Genomic DNA, 25,574 nt, shown 5'->3' with positions numbered 1-25,574 from the left:
CTTACGAATTTGTAAGAAATCGCACAGGCGTAGCGGGGCCGACCGTGACAATGCCGGTCCGTTATCGAAAGATGGTGCGATGAAGATCCTGATTGCCGAAGACGATGCCGAGACCGGCGACTACCTGCGCAAGGGGCTGACCGGTGAAGGTCATGCCGTCGACCTGCTCCGCGACGGGCGCGAAGCGCTGACCCAAGCCACCGCGCAGAGCTACGACCTGTTCATCTTCGACCGGATGATGCCGGGGCTCGATGGGCTGGCCCTGCTCAAGGCGTTGCGCGCCGCGCAGATCGCCACGCCCGCGATTCTGCTCACCGCGATGGGCAGCGTCGAAGATCGCGTCGCCGGGCTGCGCGCAGGGGCCGATGACTACATGGTCAAGCCTTTCGCTTTCGTCGAACTGCTCGCGCGGATCGACACGATCGCGCGCCGCCCTGCCCTCAAGGCAGAGGTGACCGAACTGGTGCAGGGCGATCTGCGCCTCGACCTGCTCGCCCGGGAGGCGTGGCGCGAAGGCCAGTGCATCGAATTGCAGCCGCGGGAATTCATGCTCCTGAAGCACTTCATGGAACGTCCCGGCCGGGTGCAGACCAAGACGATCCTGCTGGAGGCGATCTGGGACATTCATTTCGACCCGAAAAGCAGCGTCGTCGAGACTCATATCAGCCGTCTGCGCGGCAAGATCGACAAGCCTTTCGCGACCCCCTACCTAACGACGCTGCATGGGATCGGTTACGTGTTCGAGGCCTCGTGATGCGCGCGTTCACATGGTCGATGCGCTTTGCCATCGCGATCTCGACGGTCTTCGCGTTTGCCGCACTGGTCGCGGGCGGGGTCTCCTACACGCTACAATCCAAGGAAATGAGCCGCCGCCTCGAAGGCGAGGTGCGCGCCGATACCGAGGCGCTCGCCCTCTCTGCCCGCGGCGCCGACTTGCAGGACCTGAGCGAGCAGATCTCGGCGCGGATGACGACGAGTCGCGACGGCGCGAATATCGTGACCTTCGTGCCGGCCGATGGCTCCGAACCGCTTGGCAATGTTCGCGTCGCAACCCAGTTCGAAGGGGCGCGCCATCTCGAACCGGGGCCCGACGTAACGCTCCTCGATCCGCCCGGCGCGAATGTCCCGGAGGGCTATGTCACCTTCGGGATGCGGCTCCCCTCGGGCTGGCTGATGACGGGGCGCGACGATGCGTGGCTCCGCGAGCAGGGCGAAATCCTCGCCACCAGTTTCGGCTGGGGCCTCGGGCTCGCGCTTCTGCTGTCGATCAGCTTCGCGGTCTTCATCGCGCGCCGCAACGAGGTGCGCATCGACCGGATGGAGCAGGTCCTGCACGCGGTGGGCGAAGGTCGCCACGGGTTACGTATCCGCGACGAAGGCGATGACGACGTGGCGCGTCTTGCGCAAAGCGTGGATCAGGCGCTCGATCAACTGGAGGCGGGGATCGCGTCGATCCGGCAGGTCTCGACCGATGTCGCCCATGACCTGCGCGCGCCGCTCGCCCGACTGCGGCTGCGGCTGGAGCCGGTGGCGCTGGATTCGTCGCTGCCGCTGGCGCAGCGCGGCGAAATCGGAAAAGCGCTGAGCGATCTCGATCAGGTCTCGGAAACCTTCGACGCGATCCTGCGCCTGTCCCGGATGCAAGCCGGAATGGTCGAGATCACGCGCGCCTCGATCGACCTCACGCAGCTCTGTCAGGATGTGGCGGAGATGCTCGGCGCTGGCGCGGAGGATGCAGGGCAGGAACTGGCGCTCGATCTGCCCGACGACGTCCGGATCGAAGGCGACCGCGAGCTTCTGTTCCAGGCGCTCGTGAACCTCGTGGACAACGCGCTTCGCTACAGCCCGTCCCCGGCACGGGTCTCGATCGGCGTGCATGAGACCCGCCATCACATCACATTGAGCGTCACCGATAACGGCCCCGGTATCCCGGATCGAGATTTGGCACGGGTGCGCGAACGTTTCGTGCGCCTCGACCGGAGCCGAAACACGCAGGGCAGCGGATTGGGCCTGAGCCTCGTCGACGCCATCGCCCAGATTCACGGCGGTGAGCTGCGCCTGCAGAACCTCGAGCGCGGTCTGCGAGTGGACATACGCTTTCCGAAACCTTGATGCCTCTCGCTGCGAGCAAACTCCGGCCCCCGGGCAGGCGAAAGGGGCGATCAATCATCCGCTCTCTCGGGCCTCTGAGCGATGAGCGCGCGTGGTTCTGGAAATGGGGTCACGCTCCTATCGCAACTTTATGCCTGACCGGCAGGATACATATTCAATTTTTGGAACATGAACCGCCCCCCGCGCATTCCTTCCGCAATCCCGAACTGACGGAAATTCGGAGGCAGATGACATGACCATGCGTTTTGAACAGATTCTCGCGGAAGGGATCGCCCAGTGCTCCTACCTGTTGGGCGACACTGGCAGCGGCACCGCCGCCGTCGTCGATCCCCGCCCCGATTGCGATATCTATATCGAGCGCGCCAAGGCGCTCGGACTGACGATCACCCATGTATTCGAGACCCATATCCACGCCGACTTCCTGTCAGGCGCGCGCGAATTGGTGGACCGGCTGGATGGCACGCCCAAGCTTTGCGTCAGCGTCGAGGGCGGCGCCGAATATGATTTCGAGCATGAGGGCATCTGCGACGGCGACAAGTTCAGCTTCGGGCAACTCACGCTCGAGACGCGGCACACCCCGGGGCACACGCCCGAACACGTCTCCTTCCTGCTCTACGAGAAGGACAATGACGACCCCTGGGGCGTGCTCAGCGGGGATTCCTTCTTCGTGGATTCGGTCGGCCGCCCCGACCTCCTGGGCGACGACAAGACCGAGGAACTGACCGAGGCGCTGTTCCGCACCACGCAGGATTTCTACATGCAGCTGCCCGAGGGCGTTCTGGTCTATCCCTGCCACGGCGCGGGCTCGGCCTGCGGGCCGAATATCGGCGACCGGATGTCGACCAGCATCGCCTATGAGAAAGCCCATAACCAATATGCCCGGATCACCGATCTCGAGGCCTTCAAGGAGGCGATGACGAAGGACGCTCCGCCGGTGCCCACGCATTACCCGCGCCTCAAGAAGATCAATGCGGCGGGCCCCGAGGTAATGCACGGGTTGCCGCGCTGCATTGGCAAGAGCCCGAAGGAGTTCGAGGCGCTTATCGCCGACAAGGACGTGCAACTGGTCGATATCCGCGACATGCTCGCCTTCGGCGGCGGCTTCATCGAAGGCTCGCTCAATATCGGGCTGCAGCCGATCCTGTCGGTCTGGGCCGGATGGATGCTCGATCCCGACAAACCGATTGCGCTTGTTAGCGAAACGAGTGCCGAGATCGACGAGGCCGTGCTGCGGCTCTGGCGCGTCGGCTTCACGAAATTCGCGGGCTATCTAAATGGCGGCATTTCGGCATGGCGCACCTCCGGACGACCGCTCGCGCATATCCCGCAGGTCACCGTGCAGGAACTGAAGGGCAGCGATCTGACCCCGCTCGACGTGCGCAAGGACGAGGAATGGGACGGCGGCCGAATCCCCGGTGCGATCCACCATTTCCTCGGCACGCTCGAAGACGAGATGGACGAACTCGACCGTTCCACCGACTATGCGGTGTATTGTCAGGGCGGCTACCGCGCCAGCGTCGCCGCGAGCCTGCTGCACCGCGCCGGGTTCAAGAACGTCTCCGCTGTGCCGGGCAGCTTCGGCGCATGGTCCGCGCAGGACTACCCGGTCGAATCCTGAACCGCTCAACATCAGAGGATCCAAGACAATGAGCTACACCATCGACAAACGCCTCACCAATACCACACTGGAAGAGGCCGACACCCGGACGCGCGAGGCCCTCAAGGAGCAGGGCTTCGGCGTACTCACCGAAATCGACGTGCAGGCCACGATGAAGAAGAAGCTGGATGAGGACATGGCCGGCTACATGATCCTCGGCGCCTGCAACCCGAAGATGGCGCATCAGGCGATCCAGCTGGAGCCGAACGTCGGCGCGATGCTGCCCTGTAACGTCATTTTGCGGCAGGACGGCGCGGATATCCTCGTCTGCGCGATCGACCCGGCGGCCTCGATGATGGCGATCGACAACCCCCGGCTGAAATCGGTCGCAGGCGACGTGCGCGACATGCTGGCAAAGGCGATCGAGGCGATTTGAGCTGAACCGGCCCGGCGGCGGACCACTGTCCGCTGCCGGACCTTCGGGTCGCCCCCCCGGGCGCCCCTTGCATTTCAGGCCCGTTTCGCGGGATACGACGGCCCGACGACCTCGCTGAGAGGTCAAGCCAAGCGAAGGCCAGTATGCCCCGGACCGACCGCCTCAAGACCGACTGTTCCCAATGCGCGGCGCTCTGTTGCGTGGTGCTGTCCTTCGACAAGGGCAAGGATTTCGCCTTCAGCAAGAACCCCGGAGAGCCCTGCGGGAACCTTTGCGGGCACGATTGCTCGATTCACGACAAACTGACCCAGAAAGGCATGGCAGGCTGCGTCGCCTATGATTGCCTCGGCTCCGGCAATCGGGTCGTGCAGGAGGTCTTCGGCGGCCAGTCGTGGCAGGAGGAACCGCGTCTGGCAGCGGTGATGATGGAAGCCTTCTCCGCCATGTGCGAGGTCCACAAGCGGATCGACCTGCTGCGCGCTGCCGAGACCCTGTCGCTGGGACCGGACGACGAACGCAAACGCCGCGACTTCCTCGACCATCTCGAAGAGCATCAATGGACTGGCCCCGAACTCAACGAATTCGAATTCGGTCTGGCGCTGGAGATTGATCTCTTCGTCCACGGCCTCAGCGCGTGACTCCCGACGAACGGAAACGTCGCCTTCGACCGGTGAGGCGCGAACACCACGCGGACGCCCTCAACTCTCCCTCAGCCTCGACAAATTTTGACTGCCTGAAGAAGCTGTGATCTGATCCGGGACGGGTGACGCGCCCAATCTGTTTGAAGAGGCCGAGCGTGCAGCCTGCCTTTCGCACCGAAGCATTGTCGAAAACCTATGGCGAGGGACCAGCCGCGGTCCACGCCCTCAAAGACGTGACCCTGGAAATTCCGCGCAGCGAGGTCGTCGTGCTGCTCGGACCTTCGGGCAGCGGCAAATCCACCTTTCTCAACATCATCGGCGGGCTCGACAGACCAAGCTCGGGCCAGGCGTGGTTCGGCGATCAGAACCTGACCGAAATGTCCGACCGGGCGCTGACGCAATACCGGCGCAGCCATGTCGGTTTCGTCTTCCAGTTCTACAACCTGATGCCCAGCCTCACCGCGCGCGAGAATGTCGATCTGGTGACCGAGATTTCGCACGATCCGATGGACGCGGGCGAAGCGCTGCGGCTGGTCGGGCTGGAGGGACGACTCGACCATTTCCCGGCGCAGATGTCAGGCGGCGAGCAGCAGCGCGTCGCCATCGCGCGGGCCATCGCGAAGCGTCCGGCGGTGCTGTTTTGCGACGAGCCGACCGGGGCGCTCGACAGTATGACGGGGCGGCGCGTGCTGCAGGTGCTCAACGATGTGAACCGCGAGCTGGGCACGACCGTTCTGATCGTCACCCATGCGGCGGCGACGGCGGCGATGGCGCATCGCGTACTGCATTTCACCGATGGCCAGCTGCGCGAGACGATCGTCAACGAGACCCGCGCCGACCCCGCCGAGATCGAATGGTAAGCCGATGGCCCTGACCGTTCTCCATCGCAAGCTCTTCCGCGACCTCTGGCGAATCCGGGCGCAGGCGCTGGCGATCTCGGCGGTCGTCGCTCTGGGCGTGATGGTACAGGTGATGATGGCGGGGCTGACCGATACGCTCACCGTCACCCGCGACGCCTATTTCGAGCGGCACCGGCTTGCGCAGGTCTTCGAGCCGCTCACCCGCGCGCCCAGCTCGATGATGGAACAAGTCAACGCGATTCCCGGCGTGCTGGCCGCCGAAGGGCGAGTCAGCGGTTTCGGCCGGATCGATGCGGACGGGGGCGAGCCGATACAGGCGCGTGTCCTGTCGCTACCCGGCCCCGCAGGCCTCAACGGTATCCTGATGACGGCGGGCCGGAAGCCGATCGCGGGGCGCAGCGACGAGGTCGTGCTGCTCGACACATTCGCAGCCGCGCGCGGGACCGCGCTTGGCGATACGCTCGGCGTCACCGTCGAGGGCCGTCACCAGCGCTTGCAGGTCGTCGGTTTCGCCCGCGCGCCGGAGTTCCTGTTCATGCCCGCGCCGGGCGAATTCTTTCCCAACGACGGTCGCTTCGCCGTGATCTGGATGGAGCGCAAGGCAGCGGCCGCCGTGCTCGATCTCGACGGGGCGTTCAACGAGGTGCTGGCGCTCACCACGCGCGAGCGGCCGCGCAAGGCGGTGCTCGCCGATCTCGACAGGCTGATGGCGCCCTATGGCGGCGGCGCGGGCTTCGTTCAGGATCAGCAGACCTCTGCGCGCTTCATCGAGGAAGAACTAAAGGGCCTGCGCCAGTCGCGGCTGTTCCTGCCACCGATCTTTCTCGCAGTTGCGGCCTTCCTGCTCAATGTGACGATCACACGTATCGTGCAGGCCGAGCGGCGCGAGATCGGGCTGATGAAAGCCTTCGGTCACAGCGGGGCGGAGATCGCAGGACATTACCTCGAAATGGCACTGATGATCGCCTTCGCCGGCGCGCTGCTCGGATCGGCTCTGGGCGTGATGCTTGGGCGGTCTCTGACCGGTCTCTACATGGAATTCTACAAATTTCCCTACCTCGTCTTCTCGATGCATCCCGGCCCCTTCGCCGGGGGCCTCGCCTTCTCGCTGATCGCCGCCGCGCTCGGGGCGGCGATCGCGTTGCGCACGGTGTTCCGCCTGACGCCCGCCGAGGCGATGCGCCCCCCGGCCCCGGCCGATTTTACCCATGGCAGGGTCGGCTTCCTCGCGATCGTCACGAAATTCCTCGACCAGCCTGGGCGGATGATCCTGCGTCAGATCACGCGGCAACCTGTACGCAGCCTCGGCACCATCGCGGGCGTGGCCGCGGGCCTCGCGCTGAACATGGCGATGCTGATGATCTATTCGGGCTTCGATCACACGATGGACGTCACCTTCGGCTTTGCCGACCGCTCCGACGCGACGGTGAGCTTCATCCACCCCGTCTCGCGCGATGTGACACATGAGATTGCGCACCTTCCCGGCGTGCTGGAGGCCGAGCCGACGCGCTACGTGCCGGTCCTCTTCCGCAACGGCGTCATCACCCATCGCGGCGAACTGACCGGCCTGTCGGAGGATGCGCAGCTCAATCGCGCGCTGCGGCCCGATCTGGAGCCGATCGCCCTGCCCGCGCAGGGCGTCGTGATCTCTCGGGGGCTCGCGGATGTGCTGAAACTTCAGCCGGGCGAAAACCTCACCGCCGAAGTCACCGAGGGCCGCAAGCGGACCCTCTCGCTGCCCGTCGCTGCGATCTCCGACACATTGCTGGGCGCTCCGGCCTATATGCGCCTCGACTCGCTGACCCGGGCCGTGGGTGAGGCGGACCGGATCACCTCGGTCTCGATCCGTACCCAAGGTGCACCGTCGCCGGAGCTTCTGCACGAGCTGCGCGCGCGCCCCAAGGTCGCGGGCGTCTCGATAAAATCCGACAGTCTCGCCGCGTTCAGGGAGATTGCCGACGAGGGCGCGGGGCAGATGCGTTTCGTCTTCGGCGCGATCGCCTTCGTGCTGAGCTTCGGCATCGTTTACAACGCCGCGCGCAACGCCTTCTCCGAACGTGCGCATGAGTTGGCGAGCCTGCGGGTACTGGGCTTCACCCGCGGGGAAGTGACGCTGATCCTCGCCGGGGAGATCACTGTACTCGTGGCCTGTGCGCTCCCGGTCGGGATCTGGTTCGGCTGGACACTTGCCCAGTTGATCGCGCGGGTTTTCTCCAATGAACTCTACCGGGTCAGTGTCAGCTTCGATCTACCCAGCATCGCGACCGCGGTGCTGGTCGTAGTCTCGGCGACGCTGGCCTCGATCCTGATGTTGCGCCGCGCGCTGGATCGGTTGAACATGATCTCGGCGCTCAAGGCGAGGGACTGACCCGTGACACCAAAACCCCGAACCAGATGGCTCATTCTCATCCTGATCGGCCTGATCGCGGCGGGCGCTATCGCCGCGCTGCTCTGGCCGCAGCCGCAGACCGTCGACATGGGCGAGGTTACGCGCGGTCCGATGAAGCTCGTCATTGAAGATGATGGCCGGACCCGCGTCAGCGAAAGCTACACGGTCTCGACCCCGGTCAGCGGCAGGCTACAGCGGCTCGATATCCATGTCGGCGATCATGTCGTCGCGAACGAGACAGTCGTCGCCCGGATGCGCCCCGCCCTGCCCGCCGTTCTGGATGCCCGCAGCCGGGCACAGGCAGAGGCCGCGCTCGCCGAAGCGCAGGCCGCGCTCAGCGCGGCTCAAGGCGATTACCGCGCCGCCGTCGCGATGCGCGAACAGGCCGATAGCGATCTCGCGCGGTCACAGAGGCTCGCGCTTTCCGGCACGATCAGCCAGTCCAAGCTGGACCGCGATCAGATCAACGCCGATTACGCCGCCGCACAGGAAGCCGCCGCGAAAGCCGCCATCGCGATGCGCGAGGCAGCGCTGGCCTCCGCAAAATCCGTGCTGCAGAACGATGCCGCCGCGAGCAACAGCGACGGGGCCGAGCCGATCCCCCTTTATGCCCCCGCGACCGGAACCGTGCTGCAAATTCTGCAGGAAAACGAGACCGTGCTCTCGGCCGGCTCCCCGATCATGGAGATCGGCGACATCTCGGAGGGGCTCGAGGTGGTGGCCGATCTTCTGTCGCGCGATGCGGTGCGCGTACGCCTCGGCGATCCGGTGGAGATCACCGATTGGGGCGGGCCGGACGTGCTCGAAGGCAAGGTGGTCCGCATCGACCCGTCAGGCACCACGAAGGTTTCGGCCTTGGGCGTCGAGGAACAGCGGGTGGGCGTGGTCATCGCCTTCACCGGCGATGCCGCGCAACGGGCGGGGCTGGGCCATGGTTTTCAGGTGACCGCGCGGATCGTCGTCTGGCAGAACCCCGATGCGCTGCGGGTGCCGTCGAGTGCGCTATTCCGGCGCGGCACCGGCTGGGCTGTCTTCAAGGTCGAAGACGGGCGCGCGCGGGAAGAGAACGTGGAAATCGGGACAGACAATGGCACTTATGCAGAGCTTCTGGACGGTCTGAGCGAAGGCGACCGTGTCGTGCTCTATCCGGTCGAAACGCTGGAAGATGGCGCGCCGGTGGAGGCAAGGTCCGGCGGCTGAAGTCTCCGCAGCGGACCATTCATTCCCTCGCGCGACCGACCGGATGGCCGGCCAGCCATTCAACTGCCCTGTCTCATCCCGGCGCCGCGATCCCTGCGAGCTTTCGCATGTGCCACGCAAGCGCCTGGTTCGAACTGAGCACCGGCGTCCCGAGTTCCGCTCTCAACCCCGGCAAGATCCCCTGCGTGCGTAGGTTGGTGCAGGACAGGAAAATCCCGTCCAGACGCGCCTGCCCCGCAAGGCTCCGCGCAGCCTCCGCGATAGAGGCCGGGTCGATCCGCGCCACGCGCGCCTCCGCTTCCTCGCCGAAAGAGAGCGTCGCGGGGACGGTGATCCCTTCAGCGACGAAGGCCGCCCGCAAAGGCTCCGCGACCGAAGCGACATAGGGCGAGACGATCCCCACCCGCTCCAGCCCCAGATCCGCAATCGCGGCCAACGCGGCGCTCAGCGGGTCGGTCACATGCCGCGTCGTGACGCCCGCCATGACATTCGCCCGCACTTCGCCCGGCCCAATCAGCGCCGCGCCAGAGGTGCAGCCATAACCCACCACGTCGAACTGCGCCGCAGGTGGCAGCAGCGCCGCAGCACCGCTCAGAGCGCGCTCCATCTCGGCAATGCTCGACGGGGTCAGGTCGTCGCCGGAATGAACGCGCGTGACATGCATCCGCGCGTCGTCCGGCGGGATGTAGCGGCGGAACTCGTCCTCGATGGTCTCGTCCACGCGCAGCACGATCAGCCCCATCGTGGGCGTGGCGTCTTCGCGAAGACGATAGGGGAAATCGGCCATCAGCTCAGCTCCGGCAGGGTTTCGGGCGCGCGCGGCGACAGCAGCTCCGCCCCGGTCGCGCGCAGGACGATGTTTTCCTCATGGACCAACAGGCGGCGCGGGCCCTGCGCGGTCTCGACCCAAGCGCCGGGTTCCAGCGTCAGCACCATGCCCTCGCGCAGTTCGGTGTCGTCGCGCGGGGTGAAGGAGGGCCATTCGGTCAGCGTGATCCCCAGCCCGTGGCCCAGGCGTCCGCTGCCCGCCTCAATACCGCGCGCCGCCAGCCCCTCGACCAGCAGACGATGCGCATCATGCGCCCGCATGCCGGGCCGCAGCAGCGCCATCGCCGCCTCGGTCACCTCCCAGAGCGCGGCATGGGTGCGCCGCACCGGATCCGACGCCGGACCGACCGAGAAATTGCGATCGAAATCGCAGAAATACCCGTCGCGCACCGCGCCGGTATCCAGCATCAGCACATCGCCCGCTTGCAGCGGCGCGGGCCCGGCAGGCGAGATCACATCGTCATAGCCCGACGGTCCCGACGCCCCGGCGACATAGCTGACCCAATCGGCTCCTTCCTCCAGCAGCGCGGACTGGAAGGCGCGGAATATCCCGTCGAGCGGACGCCCCCGCCCCGCGAATTCCGGCACACGGGCGAAAGCGCGACCCGCGATGGCGCAGGCCCTGCGGATCTTCTCGATCTCCGCCGCGCTCTTGATCTCGCGCGCCCGCTGCATCGCGGCGGTGCCGTCGATGAAGCGGCGCGGCGCGATACGCTCCCCAAGCCGCGTGAAATCCGCGAGCGGCATCCGCAGCTGCGTCTCCAACCCCATGGGCACGCCGATCCGCGCGCTCTCGGGCAGCAGATCGCAGAGCGTCTCGGCAAGCAGGCTCACGCCGTCATCCCTCGGATCGGGTGCATCCCATGACCGGATCTGCGTCATCCAGGTGCGGCCCATCAGTTCCGCCCCGATGGAGGGGATCACCGCGACCGGCGCATCGCTGGCCGGAACGATCACGAACCACGGGCGCGCGGGGCTCTCCCAGAACCGGGTCAGAAAGCCTGTGACGTAGAAGATATCCGCAGCCGCGGTCAGAAACAGCGCATCCAGCCCCCGTTCGCTCATCTCGGCCTGAAGGCGGCCGACGCGGGTGCGATACTCCTTGGCCGGAAAGATGAGCGAGCGCTCAGCCATCTTCGGGGCCTTCGCTGAGGATCGCGAGAACGCGCGCCTCCGGTCCCAGCGACAGCCCGGCAAGCAGAGCCGCCAGCCCGGCGCCGCCCGAAGGCGTCGTGGCCAGCCCGTGCGCGGCGAGGATATCGACGCCGGACTGCGCCTCGGCTTCGGTGATCGTGGCGAAGCGATCCGCATCGCGCGACAAACCCGCCAGCGCCACCATCGACGGTGTCTTGCAATCGAGCCGCCCCATCGCAGAGACCGGCCCTTGCGTGGTCACCAGATGGCCTGCGCGAATGCTCTCGACCAGCGCGGGGGCCGCATCGGGTTCGACCACGATGATCTGAGGCGCATCGCCCCAGACAAGCCGCGCATGGGCCGCGACGGCGGCCGCGAGACCGCCCACCCCGGCCTGCAAAATAATATGCGTCGGCGGCGCGTCGATCTGCGCGACGGCCTCCGCCGCAAGCTGGGTGTAACCCTCCATCACCCGCAGCGGCAGATCGACATAGCCCTCCCACGAGCTGTCCGACAAAAGCGTCCAGCCATTCTCGGCAGCCGCCTGCTCGGCGGCTTGCATGCTAGCCTCGTATTCCGCACCCTCCCGGACGACCTCCGCCCCGCGTGCCTCCAACCGCGCGGCGAAGGCCTCAGGCACGGTCTCGGCCAGATAGATGATCGCGCGGGCGCCGAATATCCGCGCTCCTGCCGCGACCGAGAGGCCATGATTGCCTGCGCTGGCCGCGACATAAGTCTCGCCAGCGAGAGCTGTCTGAAGATCGTCGCTCTCCGCTCGCGCCGCAGCCTCCCGGGCGATCGCATGGACCGCGCCCAGCGCTTTGAAGCTGCCGAGCCCCATGCGCACACGCTCGTCCTTGATCCAGACCTTGCCGATCCCGGCAAGCCGCGCGATCTCGGGCGCCGCGTGCAGCGGGGTCTCGTGATGTGCCGGACAGCGCGCAAGCAGGCTGGCCACGCCCGCCGCATCGGCAATTGGCATGACGCCGTCCGGGTCGAGCCCGTCGCCGCGCCAAGGGTTCTCTATAGTGATCGGCATGTCGGACCCTCGCTGCGATGGAACCAAGCCCATAAGGCAACGAGACGTCGACGCACGCAATGGCCTTTTCGGAAAGGCCATTGCGCGACATCGTGAGACGCGTCAGTCGGCCTCTTTCACCGCCGAGAGGAATTGCTGCGTACGCTCTTTCTGCGGGTTGCCGAAGAGATCCTCGGGGGCGCCCTGCTCCTCGATCTTGCCGTCGTAGAAGAAGCAGACCCGATCCGAGATGTCCTTCGCGAAGCCCATCTGGTGCGTCACCATCAGCATCGTCAGATTGTGCTTCTCCACCAGCGAGCGGATCACGTTCGTCACCTCGCCGATCACCTCCGGGTCGAGCGCGGAGGTCACCTCGTCGAACAGCATCACCTTGGGGCGCATCGCCAGCGCGCGCGCGATCGCCACGCGCTGCTGCTGACCGCCCGAGAGCCGCGAGGGGTGCTGGTCGCGCTTGTCGGACATGCCGACGAGTTCCAGCAGTTCCTCGGCCCGTTCGCGCGCCTCGGCCTTCTTCATGCCCAGCACCTGCACCGGGCCCTCCATGCAGTTCTCCAGCGCGGTCATGTGCGGGAAAAGGTTGAAATGCTGGAAACACATGCCGATCTGGCTGCGGGCCTTGCGCAGATACTTGCGGTCCGCGGGCACCAGCTTCCCGTTCTTCTCCATATGGGTCAGCGGCTTGCCGTCCACGTAGATCACGCCCTCGTTGATCGTCTCGAGCGTCATCAGCATCCGCAGCACGGTCGTCTTGCCCGAGCCGGAGGGGCCGATGATCGTGACCATTTCCCCCTCGGCCACATCGAGATCGAGCTGGTCGAGCACCACCAGATCGCCATAGCGCTTGGTGACTTTCAGGAACCGCACCATCGGCACGTCGTCGCCCGTCAGTTCGAGCGGATAGTTCGAAAGATCTTCCATCATTTCAATCCGAGTTTACGCCGCACGCGATCCTCGAAGACGCGGATCAGGGCAGCGGTGGGAAGCGAGATGGCGAGGAAGATAACCCCCACCAGCGTATAGGGTTCGAGATAGCGATAGCTCGACGAGCCGATCGCGTTCGCTGTGTGCATCAGTTCGGCCACCCCGATCACCGAGAGCATCGGCGTGTCCTTGAAGATCCCCACGAGGTAGTTGCCCATCCCCGCCAGCGCGGGCGGGATGGCCTGTGGGATCACGATCCGCCAATAGGTGTCGCGGGTCGACATGTTCAGCGCGGTGCAAGCCTCCCATTGGCCCTTCGGCACCGCGTCGAGACCGCCGCGATAGACCTCCGACAGGTAGGCCGAATAGTGCAGACCGATCGCGATCATGCCCGCCGTCCACGGCCCCAGCTTCAGGCCGAATTGCGGACCGACGTAATAGACGAAGAAGATCTGCAGGATCAGCGGGGTCGAGCGGATGAACTCGATGAATTCGCGAACGACCTTGGTCAGCGCCCAGTAGGGCGTCCGCTGCGCCAGCGCGAAGACCATGCCCAGCACAACCGCGATCGCATAGCCCAGACCCGCCGCCATCAGCGTGTTGAGCGTCGCATGCATCAGCTTGGGCAGGATTTCCCAAGTGAATTCCCAGTTCCAGTTGAACCCCATGGATCAGGCCCTCCCCAGCTTGCGCCGCATGACCAGCTCGAGCCAGCGCATGAACGGCGTCACGATGAAGCGCGCGAAAATGTAGTACACGATCAGTGCCGTCCCGAAGGTCTGCGCCGAGAGGAAGGTCGAGCCATTGATCTGCTTCGCCTCGAACATCAGGTCCGACACGGAGATCAGCGCGACCAGCGCGGTGTTCTTCAGCAGTTCGATCAGCAGGTTGCCCCACGGCGGCAGCATGTTGACGAACGCCTGCGGCAGGATGATCCGCCACATCCGCTTCATCGGGCTCATCGACAGCGCATAGGCCGCCTCCCATTGCCCTTTCGGCACGGATTGGATACCGCCGCGCACCAGCTCGGCGCCGTATGCCCCGAGGTTCATCCCCACCGCGACGAAACCCGCGGTGAATTTCGGCAGGGTCAGTCCGAACAGCGGCAGCACGAAGAAGATCCAGTAAAGCTGGACCAGTAGCGAGGTGCCGCGGAAAATTTCGATATAAACGACGGCGATGCCCCGGATCAGCCCGTTGCGCGAGAGCTTCATCAGCCCTGCGACGAGCGCGATGACGATCGCCAGAGCGGAGGCCAGGAAGAACTGCCCCGCCGTTACGAGCGTGCCGTCCCAGAAGCGCGGCCCGTACTCTTTCAAGAATTCTATGTAGCTCATTCCCGTCCCGCCCCGGCGGTGAATGTCAAAATGGACGGGCCATGCACAGGCCCGTCCATGTCTTCAGCATTTGCGCTTAGCGCATCTTGCAGACTTCAGCCGAGGTCTTGTCGCCCGGCAGGTTGCCTTTCGAGTAGCCGTACTCGCCGACCGCTTTCATCATCGCGTCCGAACCGAGATACTTCTTCTGGGCTTCGTTGAACTTGTCGACGAAGTCCTGATCCGCTTTGCGGAAGCCGATGCCGACCCAGTTCTGGGTCCATTCAGGCAGCTGGCTCACGTCCGACACCTCGACCGCGCCGTCCGATTGATCGGCAAGGTTCTGCGCGGTGAAGTAGGTCACGCCACCTGCATCCGCGCGGCCCGCTTTCACGGCGGCGAGGATTTCGGTCGGGCCCGGCACGGTCATCACGTTGCTATCCGGGATACCGCCCTTCTTGGCGGACTCCACCTGGTTATAGCCCGCGCCCGTCACGAAGGTCGCGCCAGCCTTGGCGATCTGTTCGTAGTTGTTCAGGTTCTTCGGGTTGCCCTTGGGCACGATGAACGCATCGCCGACTTTCGCCATCGGCTCAGAGAAGGCGACGTTCTGGCAGCGCGAGTTGAGGATGTAGAGACCGCCGGTGACCATGTCGAAGCGGTTCGCGTTGAGGCCCGGGATCAACCCGCCCCAATCGGTCACGACGGGGGTGATGTTGTCATAGCCCATCTCGTGGAGCACACCCAGAACATAGGCGTTCACGAAGCCCAGCGGCTTGTTGTTTTCGCCCGGGTAGGCCCACGGAACTTCGTTCGCGAAGCCGATGCGGATCGGCTCGCCCGAATTGATACGGTCCATCAGGGGGCCAGCGAGTGCGGCGCTTGCGCTCAGCGCGATGCCGATGCCGGCGGCGGCGACAGATTTCAAGATCGATTTCATGCGTCTCTCCCGTTGGTTCTTGTTGACGGGAAGCCCAAGCCTCCCGCGATTGATGTACACAACACCTATGAGTTTCTCCGGAGTGTCAAGCAGATCGCATTGATTATACTGGGGCAAAAAGCAGATGTCGTAGGCCGATAAAGAGCTAAACGCATATGTTGTGCACCAATGCCGGAGCTTTGAGCATTGAACGCGCATGTGTGTGCGCCGGTTCCGCCGAAGGCCGTCGTTTCGTGCCGATTGCGCCGCCCGGCTCTCCGCAATATCTGCGGCTGAAACGCCCCATGGGGGAGGACGCGGCCAAGCGGATTGACCTGCGCGCCTCCGCCGCAGATCATGGCTTTGCGCGAACAGACGACAGAACTCGATGGACGACATCTCCATGATCCCCCGGCAAACCGATCCGGAGCGGCTCCGCGCCCGCGACCGCTACGATCTCATTCACGACGAAATTCGCAGCCGCATCTGCCTGCTCGATTACCCGCCGGGAATGCGCTTGTCGGAGACCGCGCTCGCGTCAGAATTTGGCATCTCGCGGACTCCGCTGCGTCGGGTGCTGGCGCGGCTCGAGGACGAGGGGATGCTGCGCTCCATGCATGGGGTCGGCACCTTCGTCACCGATGTTGATTACACCGAGCTTGGGCAGGTCTTCCGGCTGCGGCGCGAACTCGCTGTGCTGCAGACGAGCCTCGATCCGGTGCCGCCCAGCGCCGCGCTGATCGCGCGTTTCGTCACCTTTCAGGAGCGCGGCCGCGAACTGGTCGATGCACCCACCGCCAGGGCCTTCTCGGAGCTCGACCGCGATACCTTCCTCGCCTTGTTGGAGCTGACCGCGAATGCACCGCTCCGGACGATGTCGGCGGCGCTGTATTTCCGCACGGCGCGGATCTGGCTGCAGCAGGTCACGGCTTCGCAGATCGACCTAATGCAGGAGATCGAGATCTACAACAACGAGCTGCGCGACATGCTGCGCGCGCTGCGGCTCGGCGATCTCGACGCGCTCGGCCATATGAGGCGCGGCCACATCTCGATGAGCTTCGCGCGGATGCCGGCATTGGTCAAAGCGTCCTGACGGATCGCGCCCTTTCACTGCGACGTGACGCGGGCGAAGGAAACCGGGCAGACGGTCCGGGGTTCGGGTTCTGAAGGCCAGCCCGACAGGACCGTCAATGCTGAAACGATTACTCGAACGCCATCGCGCGCCCCATCGCCTGCCGGAGCTTCCGAGCCTTCGGCAAGTTCTGGCCACGACGGCGGGTAGCTTCCTCGGCATCGCCATCCTTGCCGGGCTCACCCGTCACGCCGGGGTCGACCTGCTGATGGCGCCCTTCGGCGCGACCTGTGTGCTGCTCTTCGCGACGCCCGACACGGCGCTCGCCCAACCGCGCAACGTCATCGGCGGGCATGTTCTCGCAAGCGCCATCGGGCTTACGGCGCAGCACCTTGCCGATCTGCACGGGGCGATCGGTCTGGCAGCCGTGGTGACGATCGCGATCGTCGCGATGCAACTGACCCGCACAGTCCACGCGCCCGCAGGGGCCGATCCGCTGGTCATCCTTCTCAAGGGCCACACGCTCGGCTGGAGCTTTCTTCTGACGCCGGTGCTGACGGGCGCAGTGATCCTCGTGCTTCTGGCCTACCTCGTGAACAATGCGCGCAACACCGAGAAATGGCCCCGCTACTGGATCTGAGCGGCGCGAGAGCACACGAACGCACACGGTTTTTTCAAGGAACTGGGGGGCGGCGCGTCCGTTCGATCCCTGAGAGGGGCGCGATATATCTCCGGGGCGACGCCCGGAAAACCGTCAAAGGACAGGCATGGCATGACCGAACGCACCGATCCCGATTCCGGCACATCCTCGAAGACCCAGCCCGACCCGGACAGCCCGCCGCTGCGCTTTCTGGAGGGCCGGCGCGGCTATCTCCCGATTTCCGATTACGCGGTGATCGGGGATACGCGCACGGCGGCGCTGGTGGCCCGGGACGGCGCGATCGACTGGTTCTGCGGGCCGGATTTCGACGGCGACCCGCTCTTCGGGCGGCTGCTCGACCAGTTTCGCGGCGGGACCTTCTATGTCGGTCCGGTGCCGGATCCAGATCGTCAGACGACCGCCCGACGCGTCTATGAAGATTACGGCCCGATCCTGACCACCACCCACGCGTCCGAGGCGGGCGGCCTCAAGGTCACCGACTTCATGAACCTGCCGGACTCGCTCGAAGAAGCGGCGAGCTTCGGGCGCTCGGTCGTGCGTCTTTTCGAGGCCCCCGAAGGCGCGGCAGACGTCGAAATCTGCATCGCCCCGCGCTGCAACTACGCGCTGAGCACACCCGAGTTCATCCGGCGCGGCCCGGGCAGCTGGCAGTTTACCCAAGACGGTGACATCATCCTGATCGACAGCTCGATAGAACTGGAGATCGAAGGCTCCGGCCGGTTGAACGGGCGCGGTACCCTCGCCACCGGGGAACGCGGCTATGTTACCCTCACCGTCACGCAAGGCGGGCACGGCCATGTCGGCGGAATGCAGGCGGCGCAAGAGGCGCTCGCCGCAACTCGTGAGGCTTGGCGCAAGCGGCAGTCCAAGACGGATTTCGGCGACGGGCCTTTCTCCGGAGCTCTCAAACGCTCGCTACTGGCGCTGCAGCTTCTGATCCACGCCCCCACCGGCGCGGTGATCGCCTCGCCGACGATGGGGCTGCCGGAAGTGATCGGCGGCATCCGCAATTACGACTACCGCTATTGCTGGCTTCGCGACGCCTATTTCGTGCTGCACGCTTTTCTCGATCAGGGCCTCACCGACGAGGCCGACGCCTTCTTCCGCTGGCTGATGGCAGCAACACGCGAAACGGCGCCGGAACTTGGGACGCTCTACACGGTGCGGGGCGACAGCAACGTCTCGATCTCGAGCTTGCAGACCCTCGAGGGCTATCGCCGCTCGGCCCCGGTGCAGCTGGGTAACGGCGCTGCGACACAGCTGCAACTCGACGCCTATGGTTCGATGATCATGGCCGCGCGCGCCTATGTCGAGGCCGGCGGCGAGCTGCATCCGGGCGAAGGCATCCGGCTCGCGAATTTCGCCGATGTCGTGGTCTCGCAATGGACACGGCCCGATAACGGAATCTGGGAAATGCCCAATCCGCGCCGACACCACACTTATTCCAAGGCGATGTGCTGGGGCGCGCTGGATGGGGTGATCTCGCTGGCCGAGAACGGCGTGATCAATGCCGACACGCGGCTGTGGAAGGCGGAGCGCGCCGCGATCGAAGCCCTGATCCGGGAAGAGGCCTGGAACGAGGAGATCGGCGCTTTCACCGGTGCGATCGGCGAGGAATGGCTCGATTCAAGCGTTCTGCTGATGCCACGTATCGGGGTGATCCCCGCAGACGACCCGAAGATGGCGGCGACCTACACCGCCATCCGTGAGCGGCTTGGCACGGGCGTTCATCTGCGGCGCTACGACGCGCAGGAAGACGGGATGCCCGGCATCGAGGGCCATTTCAACGTCTGCGGGTTCTGGGCCGCCGACTACCTCGTGAGGGCCGGGCGGCTTGATGACGCGCGGAGCCAGATCGAGGGGATGCTGAAGGCCACGACCGATCTCGGACTGATGTCGGAAGAGCACGACCCGGAGAGCGGCGCGCAGCTTGGCAACTTCCCGCAAGGGCTGTCCCATGCCGGGATGATCGCGGCGATTACCGCGTATCGGGGCGCGGTGAAGGACTGATCTCGCTGCCACCTACACGAGAACAAAAACGCGCGCCACCGGGGCGCGCGTTTCTCGTTTCCTTGTCGCGACCGTCAGGCCCGCTGACGGGAGACCGCGAAGATCGCTCCCAGCATCAGCCCGGCGACGAGCGCCGCGCCGCCGCCCGCGACAAGCCGAGAGCCGCCATGCTCGGACAGCGCCATCGCGGGGGAACTGTCGCTCGCCTCGTCGGAGAAGCGCCCCCGCGCTGCCCAGTCACCGTCGACGCTGTCATAGAGATTGTCGGCCCGATCAGGATCGGCAGCCTCGCCCGTCTGCTGCCCGGACACCGCCGTGCGCGCGAGGTAGAGATCGCCCAGTTCCGGCGCGAGCTTCTCCGACAGGATCGCCTTCACCGCCGAGAAGCCCAGCCAGTATTCCCGCTTCGGATGGTAGGCCGCGTGATGGATGCCGTCGGCGATCAGCTCCGGCTCGAAGACCGGCGCGACCGGGCGCGGGCGGTTCGGCAGCTTGCTGCGGGCCCAGTCGAATTGCGGCGTATTGACCGCCGGCAGATGGCAGACGGTGATCTTCACGTCGGAATTCTCGTGGATCAGCTCGGTGCGCAGGCTGTCGGTGAAGCCCACGATCGCCGCCTTCGCCGCGCAATAGGCCGACTGCAGCGGCACCGCACGATAGGCGAGCGCCGAGCCAGTCTGCACGATCGTGCCCCAGCCCTGCTGGCGGAACCGCTTCAGCGCAGAGAGCGTGCCGTTGACCGTCCCGAGATAAGTCACTTCGGTCACGCGGCGATACTCTTCCGGGGTCATCTGCGACACCGGCGAGAGTACCGTCACCATCGCGACGTTGATCCAGACGTCGATCGGACCGAAGGCACTTTCAGCGGCGACCGCCGCGGCCTCGACCGCATCGGCATCTGCGACGTCGAGCGGCTGCACGAGCGCCTCGCCGCCCTTCTCGCGAATTTCCTGCGCCGCCGTCTCGAGCCGCGCCTTGTTGCGGGCTATCAGGGTGATGCGGTTGCCCTTGGCAGCGAAGCGGCGAGCGACGGCGCGCCCCACGCCCGCGGATGCGCCGGTAATCACGATATTCGTCATGTGCGGCTCCTTCGTTGTGAACGGTTTCGTCAGTCTGTCTCAGAGGAAGAACCGGCACGGGCGAGATCGGGTTGCAGGAGCGCGACTTCACATTCTGGTGCGTTGCGGCGGGCATCGCCCGCGCAATCGCCTGCGCAAAGGCACATGCGGCAAAGGAAAAGGCGACCCCGTCTGCCGGGGCCGCCTTTCTCGAGAAATAGCTTTGAACGGGCCGTTACGCCGCGAGCGTCTCCGTCGAGGAGAAGAACATCGCCTGGCTGACCGCCGACTGCACCTGGCTCTCGGTGTAGGGCTTGGTGATCAGGAAGGCCGGTTCGGGCCGCTCGCCGGTCAGCAGGCGCTCCGGGAAGGCGGTGATGAAGACCACGGGCAATTCGTTGCCGAACTGCGCGAGAATGTCGTTCACCGCATCGATCCCCGAGGAATTGTCCGCCAGCTGGATGTCGGCGAGGATCAGGTCCGGTTTGTCGGTCGCGGCAAGCTCCACAGCCTCGGTGCGGGTGCGGGCGATGCCGGTGATCTGGTGGCCCATATCCTCGACGATGGCGCGAATATCCATTGCGATGATCGCTTCGTCTTCGATGATCATCACTTTACCCGCGACGGACGTTTCCATCTCGCGGATCGCGATGTCGATCAGTTCTTTCGCCTCTTCGGCATCGACCTGCATGATCGTGCCGATTTCCTCGATGCGGAACCCTTCGATCGAATGCAACAGAAGCGCCTCACGGGTGTTCGGCGTCAGCGTCGACATGTGATCCTGCGCGCGGGCCGAAAGCCGGTTGTCCGGCTCCCCCAGCGGCGCCCCCGCGGAGGCCCATACCAGGTGGAAGGCGTGGAACAATGCGAGCTTCGGATCGTTGTTCTCGAAAGGCGACGTATCTTCGAGTATGGCCTCGAGCGTAGCCGCGGCGTAACGGTCGCCGCTGTCCTGGCTGCCGGTAAGCGCTCGGGCATAACGCCGTAAATACGGCAGGTTGGCTCCGATGGTGCCGGCGATGTCTTCGGACATGAAAACCCCCTTTTGCGTTTTTTCGGGAACCAAACTCTCTGGCCCCGCGTTCGGTTCCGTGCAAAATGAGTGGGATCGAAACCGGATGTATAGTGATATGGCAGACGAAAAGCCTAAGTCCAGTATCAGGGACCAGATCAATCAAAACCTGAAGAAGGTTTACGAGGAGGCGCTTCAGGAAGAAGTGCCGGATCGGTTCAAGGATTTGCTGGCGCAACTCAAGGCGAAGGAGGGCGGAAAATGACTTCGCCCTCCAACACCAATTCGTCGAAAGCCAATGCCTCCAGCGAAGCCCGCGATCCGCGTGAGGAGCTGCCCGATCACCTCGGGGCCCTGCGTGCCTTCGCGCTGTCGCTGACCCGGAACTCGGCCTCGGCCGACGACCTCGTGCAGGACACGATCGTCAAGGCGTGGTCGAATATCGAAAAGTTCGAACGCGGCACCAATCTGCGCGCATGGCTCTTCACGATCCTGCGCAACACCTTCTATTCGGACCGTCGCAAGCGCAAGCGCGAGGTCGCTGACCCTGAAGGGATTCACGCCGCATCGCTCTATGAGAAACCTGCGCATGACGGACGTCTCGCGATGAATGATTTCGTCGAGGCCTTCGATCAGCTCAGCCCGGAACATCGCGAGGTGCTGACCCTCGTCGGCGCATCTGGCTTCTCTTACGAAGAAGCTGCCGGCATGATGGGCGTCGCCGTGGGCACGGTGAAAAGCCGCGCCAACCGCGCACGCGCCCGGCTTGCGGAAATGCTCGGGCTCGAGGAAGGTGAAGATATCCTGTCCGGCACGGATCGAAATTCCCTCGCCGTGATGGGCAAATCCGGAGTTGCCGCCGCATGAATTCGGAAGCCGCGAAAGCGGCAGACGACGAGCACTACAGTGATCACGCCCCGTTCCGAGCCAGGAAACGGGGCGTCATTCCGTTTTTCGACGGGCTTGGCGTGCGCCTCGCCTTCATGTTGGCGGTTGCTCTCTTCCCTCTGCTGATCATCGCCGTGCTGCAATCGACCTCGGTCGTGCGCGAAGCGCAGGCGCGGTCCGAAGCCGCCCTCATGGGCGAGACGATGCGCGCCGTCGCCGGTGAGACGCGGGTGATCCAGCACGCGCAGGACGCCGCGCGCGTCCTCGCCAGCACGGTCCAGCCGCTCGTGGGCAATGCCGAGGCCTGCTCGAACTGGATGCGGCAGATCTCAGGGGCCTTTCCGGAGTTCTCGCTCGTCTCCTTCATCCCAGACAGCGGCAAGATGACCTGCTCGAATTCGGGCAAGAGTTACGACTTCAAGAACCAGGACGTCTTCGAGAAGATGCTGACTGCGGACCGCACCAGCTTCTACGTCAACCGCGATGCGCCGGTGTCGGGTACCTCCGTGCTCGGCGTGGCCCATCCGGTCTACAACGCGGCGGGCGATCATATCGGGATCATCGCGATCTCGATGAGCCACTCCTCGCTCTCGCTGGCCAAGGATGGACCGAAGCTCGCCGATGACCGGCCGCTGGTGATCATGACCTTCGACCGCGAAGGCACGATCCTGACCTCCTCGGACGGGCTTTCGAACACCCAGTCGCACCTGCCGGTGGACCGCTCTCTGAAACTGCTGGCGGGCAATGGCGCGGTGACTTTCTCGGGAGACTCCAACCTCGGAATAGAACGGGTCTATTCCGTCGTCGAACTGGTGCCCAACCAGCTCTACGCGCTTGGCAGCTGGCCCGCACAGGCGGCCTCGGCGCTGAGCCCCTTCGCTGATATTTCGCCTGTGCTGTTCCCGGCCCTGATGTGGATGGCGAGCCTGCTGGTCGCCTACTTCGCAATGCAGAAGCTGGTGATCGGCCATGTCCGCAAACTGTCGAGCGCGATCTCCAGCTTCGCCACCGGCAGCCGGATCGTGGGCAATCTCAATCTGTCGACCGCACCGTCGGAAATCCGCGACCTCGCCGAGGCCTATGACCGGATGACAGAAACCATCCTGCATGACGAGGCCGAGCTCGAAGACATGGTGCACCACAAGGAAGTGCTGCTCCGCGAGGTCCACCATCGGGTGAAGAACAACCTCCAGCTCATCGCCTCGATCATCAACATGCAGATGCGGCAGGCGCGCACGCCCGAAGCCAAGGGGCTTATGAAATCGCTCCAGGAGCGGGTCATCTCGCTCGCCACGATCCACCGCGGACTCTACCAGACCTCAGGCCTCACCGACATTCAGGCGCAGGAACTGCTGCCCGACATCGTGCGCCAGATCACCCGGCTCGCGACCGGGCCGGGCCGCCATATCGCGGTCGATTGCAATATCGACGACATCCACCTGACCCCCGATCAGGCTGTGCCCCTCTCGCTTCTGCTGACCGAAGCGATGACAAACGCGATGAAATACGCCTCTGCCCGCGACGGCAAACCGCAGCTCGACATCTCGCTGCGCAGACTCGAAGGGATGCAGGCGCGGCTCTGCGTGCGCAATACCGTCGATAGGGATGCCCCGCCGCTGGAGGCCGTCGAAGGCACCGGGCTCGGTTCGCAACTACTGAACGCCTTCGTGCAGCAGCTGGGCGGCTCGATCGAGATCCAGACCGACGAAGACGAGTATATGCTCAGCGCCGCGTTCGTACTGCGCCCCCTCGTCGAGAGCGAATTGCGTCACGAAGAACGCTTGAAATCCGAGACGCCCGAAACAGTTTCTGATGAGAGCCATTGAATGAGATACCAGCCGCGGCGACCACAGGTCACCCTCGCGGCCGTTCAACCCAACGAGCCGCATGGAACGTCTTAAACAAGCCGGAGTTCACGCCGAGAGCCGCGTAAAGCTGCTTTTGACCGCAGCAGAGGCCTATCCCGTGCTCGAGGATGCCTTTCTCGACGCGCGTCATTCCATTCATTGCTCATTCCGCGTCTTCGACCTCAACACCACACTGAAATCCGACCGCGGGCGCGCGATCGGCAAGACGTGGTTCGACCTGATCATTCACATGCTGAAGCGCGGCGTGAGGATACAGATCGACCTGACCGATTTCGACCCCTGCGCAAAGCCGGATCTTCACCGGATGACATGGTCGTCGATCCGCATGTTCTGCGCCGCGCGCGAACTGGCGGGCGGTCCCAAGGCGAAGCTGAAATTGCGCGCGCTGATGCACCCGGCGCAATCGGGCATCGTGCCGCGTACGATCTTCTGGCCCTATGTCTATCACAAGCTCGGGCAGCACACGTCGTGGCTCAACGACATGGACGAGGCCAAGCGGCTGACCGCGATGCGCGACATGCCGGGTCTGCGGGAATATCTTGAGGCCGGATCGGATTGCAAAATCCGCCGCAAGTTCGTCGCGACGCCGCCGAAGCTGTTCCCGGCGACACACCACCAGAAGCTCGCCGTGTTCGACGACAAGAAGCTCTATATCGGCGGGCTGGATCTCGACAACCGGCGCTTCGACACCCCCGTGCACGAGCGCGACGGCGAGATGACATGGCACGATGTGCAGCTCATGATGACCGGCCCCGTCGTCGCCGAGGCGAAGGCCCATCTCGAGAGCTTCCACGAAAGCTGCTCCGGCGAAAACCGCGCCAAACCGCCGCGTCGCCTGCTGCGCACCCTGTCGCAGCGGCGCAAATTCGCGACCTTCCGCATCGGGCCGAAGTTCTATCGGACCGAGATCGAGAACGCGCATGAGATGCTGATCGCGCGGGCGCAGAAGCTGATCTATCTCGAGAGTCAGTTCTTCCGCTCGCGCACTCTGGCGCACCACCTGGCCCGGGCGGCGCGGGAGAACCCCAATCTCAACCTGATCCTGATCCTGCCCGCCGCGCCCGAAACGCTGATGCTGGCCGATCGCCCGACCAGCGACGTGCGCTATGGCGAATATCTTCAGGTGCGCGCGCTGGATACGCTCCGCGAAGCCTTCGGCAATCGTCTGTTCATCGGCTGCCCGGCAGAGCCCTGCCTTGCCGACCCCGGTGATGAGGGGGCGCTGCGCACCGGCGGCGCGCCGCTGATTTACGTCCATGCGAAGGTCTCGATTTTCGACGAGGACGCCGCGCTGATCACCTCGGCCAATCTCAACGCGCGGTCGCTGCATTGGGACAGCGAGGCGGGTGTCTATCTGCGCCGCAACGACGGCATCCCGGCCATGCGTCGCCGCCTGATGCGCCATTGGCTGCCGCCCGCGCCCGAAGAGGCCTTCTTCGACCCGACGCGCGCAGTCTCTGCCTGGGCGGAGCTGGCCCGCGCGAATGCCACGAAAGCCCCCGAGGATCGCGAGGGCTTCGTGCTCCCCTATGACGTGGAGGCCGCGCGCAAGATCGCGCGCAAACTGCCGTTCATTCCGGAAGAAATGGTCTGATCCGTCGCCGCGACCCGCC

The 25,574-nt window shown here is 64.9% G+C and carries 24 protein-coding genes; 15 read left to right on the top strand and 9 right to left on the bottom strand.

Annotation, left to right across the window (positions count from 1 at the left end):
• Positions 1-79: 79 nt before the first annotated feature.
• From B6V72_RS11050 to B6V72_RS11015, 8 genes are all read left to right on the top strand, one after another.
• Positions 80-754, top strand: coding sequence for a response regulator transcription factor (locus B6V72_RS11050; protein WP_075776632.1), 675 nt, complete (start codon positions 80-82; stop codon positions 752-754).
• Positions 754-2,112 carry a HAMP domain-containing sensor histidine kinase gene (locus B6V72_RS11045; RefSeq protein ID WP_088735557.1) on the top strand — a complete coding sequence of 453 codons (1,359 nt, stop codon included), beginning with the start codon at positions 754-756 and terminating at the stop codon, positions 2,110-2,112. Before B6V72_RS11050 ends, B6V72_RS11045 begins: the two co-directional genes overlap by 1 nt.
• Positions 2,113-2,344: 232 nt before the next feature.
• Positions 2,345-3,730: an MBL fold metallo-hydrolase gene (locus B6V72_RS11040; protein WP_088735556.1), complete on the top strand. Its 1,386-nt coding sequence runs from the start codon at positions 2,345-2,347 to the stop codon at positions 3,728-3,730.
• A 28-nt stretch (positions 3,731-3,758) separates the two neighbouring features.
• A complete protein-coding gene (locus B6V72_RS11035) occupies positions 3,759-4,145 on the top strand; it encodes a DUF302 domain-containing protein (RefSeq protein ID WP_075776635.1) in 387 nt (128 codons plus the stop codon).
• 143 nt (positions 4,146-4,288) lie between these two features.
• On the top strand, positions 4,289-4,783 hold the full coding sequence (locus tag B6V72_RS11030) for a hypothetical protein (protein ID WP_088735555.1): 495 nt from the start codon (positions 4,289-4,291) through the stop codon (positions 4,781-4,783).
• A 158-nt stretch (positions 4,784-4,941) separates the two neighbouring features.
• Positions 4,942-5,646, top strand: a complete 705-nt coding sequence (locus B6V72_RS11025) for an ABC transporter ATP-binding protein (RefSeq protein WP_088720011.1) — start codon at positions 4,942-4,944, stop codon at positions 5,644-5,646.
• A gap of 4 nt (positions 5,647-5,650) precedes the next feature.
• The gene (locus B6V72_RS11020; RefSeq protein ID WP_168173036.1) at positions 5,651-8,014 is read left to right on the top strand and encodes an FtsX-like permease family protein; all 2,364 of its coding nucleotides are present in this window, start codon (positions 5,651-5,653) and stop codon (positions 8,012-8,014) included.
• A 3-nt stretch (positions 8,015-8,017) separates the two neighbouring features.
• Positions 8,018-9,235: an HlyD family efflux transporter periplasmic adaptor subunit gene (locus B6V72_RS11015; protein ID WP_088735553.1), complete on the top strand. Its 1,218-nt coding sequence runs from the start codon at positions 8,018-8,020 to the stop codon at positions 9,233-9,235.
• Positions 9,236-9,308: 73 nt separating this feature from the next.
• Here the strand turns inward: B6V72_RS11015 and B6V72_RS11010 are convergent, their stop codons facing one another.
• The 7 genes from B6V72_RS11010 to ehuB form a co-directional block, all read right to left on the bottom strand.
• Entirely contained in the window at positions 9,309-10,022 is a 714-nt protein-coding gene (locus B6V72_RS11010) for an aspartate/glutamate racemase family protein (protein ID WP_088735552.1), read from the bottom strand.
• Positions 10,022-11,197: a Xaa-Pro peptidase family protein gene (locus tag B6V72_RS11005; RefSeq protein ID WP_088735551.1), complete on the bottom strand. Its 1,176-nt coding sequence runs from the start codon at positions 11,195-11,197 to the stop codon at positions 10,022-10,024. The genes B6V72_RS11010 and B6V72_RS11005 overlap by 1 nt, the downstream gene beginning before the upstream one ends.
• Entirely contained in the window at positions 11,190-12,236 is a 1,047-nt protein-coding gene (locus B6V72_RS11000) for a pyridoxal-phosphate dependent enzyme (RefSeq protein WP_088735550.1), read from the bottom strand. Before B6V72_RS11000 ends, B6V72_RS11005 begins: the two co-directional genes overlap by 8 nt.
• 102 nt (positions 12,237-12,338) lie before the next feature.
• Entirely contained in the window at positions 12,339-13,154 is an 816-nt protein-coding gene (ehuA, locus tag B6V72_RS10995; RefSeq protein ID WP_088720051.1) for an ectoine/hydroxyectoine ABC transporter ATP-binding protein EhuA, read from the bottom strand.
• Positions 13,154-13,825, bottom strand: a complete 672-nt coding sequence (gene ehuD, locus B6V72_RS10990; protein WP_075776644.1) for an ectoine/hydroxyectoine ABC transporter permease subunit EhuD — start codon at positions 13,823-13,825, stop codon at positions 13,154-13,156. Before ehuD ends, ehuA begins: the two co-directional genes overlap by 1 nt.
• A gap of 3 nt (positions 13,826-13,828) precedes the next feature.
• Positions 13,829-14,494: an ectoine/hydroxyectoine ABC transporter permease subunit EhuC gene (gene ehuC, locus B6V72_RS10985; RefSeq protein ID WP_075776645.1), complete on the bottom strand. Its 666-nt coding sequence runs from the start codon at positions 14,492-14,494 to the stop codon at positions 13,829-13,831.
• Between the two features lie 76 nt (positions 14,495-14,570).
• On the bottom strand, positions 14,571-15,413 hold the full coding sequence (gene ehuB, locus B6V72_RS10980) for an ectoine/hydroxyectoine ABC transporter substrate-binding protein EhuB (RefSeq protein ID WP_075776646.1): 843 nt from the start codon (positions 15,411-15,413) through the stop codon (positions 14,571-14,573).
• Between the two features lie 367 nt (positions 15,414-15,780).
• Between ehuB and B6V72_RS10975 the strand changes: the two genes are divergently transcribed.
• From B6V72_RS10975 to B6V72_RS10965, 3 genes are all read left to right on the top strand, one after another.
• Positions 15,781-16,485, top strand: coding sequence for a GntR family transcriptional regulator (locus B6V72_RS10975; RefSeq protein WP_233243069.1), 705 nt, complete (start codon positions 15,781-15,783; stop codon positions 16,483-16,485).
• A 97-nt stretch (positions 16,486-16,582) separates the two neighbouring features.
• Positions 16,583-17,104, top strand: a complete 522-nt coding sequence (locus B6V72_RS10970; protein WP_088735549.1) for an HPP family protein — start codon at positions 16,583-16,585, stop codon at positions 17,102-17,104.
• A 132-nt stretch (positions 17,105-17,236) separates the two neighbouring features.
• Positions 17,237-19,135: a glycoside hydrolase family 15 protein gene (locus B6V72_RS10965; protein ID WP_088735548.1), complete on the top strand. Its 1,899-nt coding sequence runs from the start codon at positions 17,237-17,239 to the stop codon at positions 19,133-19,135.
• A 74-nt stretch (positions 19,136-19,209) separates the two neighbouring features.
• Here the strand turns inward: B6V72_RS10965 and B6V72_RS10960 are convergent, their stop codons facing one another.
• Together B6V72_RS10960 and B6V72_RS10955 are read right to left on the bottom strand one after the other, a co-directional pair.
• Complete coding sequence (locus B6V72_RS10960) at positions 19,210-20,214, bottom strand: SDR family oxidoreductase (protein WP_075776648.1); 1,005 nt, start codon at positions 20,212-20,214, stop codon at positions 19,210-19,212.
• A 214-nt stretch (positions 20,215-20,428) separates the two neighbouring features.
• Complete coding sequence (locus B6V72_RS10955) at positions 20,429-21,226, bottom strand: response regulator (protein WP_075776649.1); 798 nt, start codon at positions 21,224-21,226, stop codon at positions 20,429-20,431.
• A 97-nt stretch (positions 21,227-21,323) separates the two neighbouring features.
• On the opposite strand from B6V72_RS10955, the gene B6V72_RS10950 reads away from it, so the two are divergent.
• The 4 genes from B6V72_RS10950 to B6V72_RS10935 all read left to right on the top strand — a co-directional run bounded on the left by B6V72_RS10950 (position 21,324) and on the right by B6V72_RS10935 (position 25,555).
• Positions 21,324-21,470 carry a NepR family anti-sigma factor gene (locus tag B6V72_RS10950; RefSeq protein ID WP_075776759.1) on the top strand — a complete coding sequence of 49 codons (147 nt, stop codon included), beginning with the start codon at positions 21,324-21,326 and terminating at the stop codon, positions 21,468-21,470.
• Positions 21,467-22,072, top strand: coding sequence for an RNA polymerase sigma factor (locus B6V72_RS10945; RefSeq protein ID WP_075776650.1), 606 nt, complete (start codon positions 21,467-21,469; stop codon positions 22,070-22,072). The genes B6V72_RS10950 and B6V72_RS10945 overlap by 4 nt, the downstream gene beginning before the upstream one ends.
• Positions 22,069-23,919: a sensor histidine kinase gene (locus B6V72_RS10940; protein WP_088735547.1), complete on the top strand. Its 1,851-nt coding sequence runs from the start codon at positions 22,069-22,071 to the stop codon at positions 23,917-23,919. Before B6V72_RS10945 ends, B6V72_RS10940 begins: the two co-directional genes overlap by 4 nt.
• Positions 23,920-23,980: 61 nt before the next feature.
• Positions 23,981-25,555: a phospholipase D-like domain-containing protein gene (locus B6V72_RS10935; protein ID WP_088720003.1), complete on the top strand. Its 1,575-nt coding sequence runs from the start codon at positions 23,981-23,983 to the stop codon at positions 25,553-25,555.
• The last annotated feature ends 19 nt before the right edge of the window (positions 25,556-25,574 follow it).

The sequence above is a fragment of the Thioclava sp. F34-6 genome (genome assembly GCF_002213235.1).
GTDB lineage: Bacteria > Pseudomonadota > Alphaproteobacteria > Rhodobacterales > Rhodobacteraceae > Thioclava > Thioclava nitratireducens.
The sequence above is the reverse complement of the archived record's forward strand: the minus strand, read 5'-3'. Positions and strand labels throughout refer to the sequence as shown.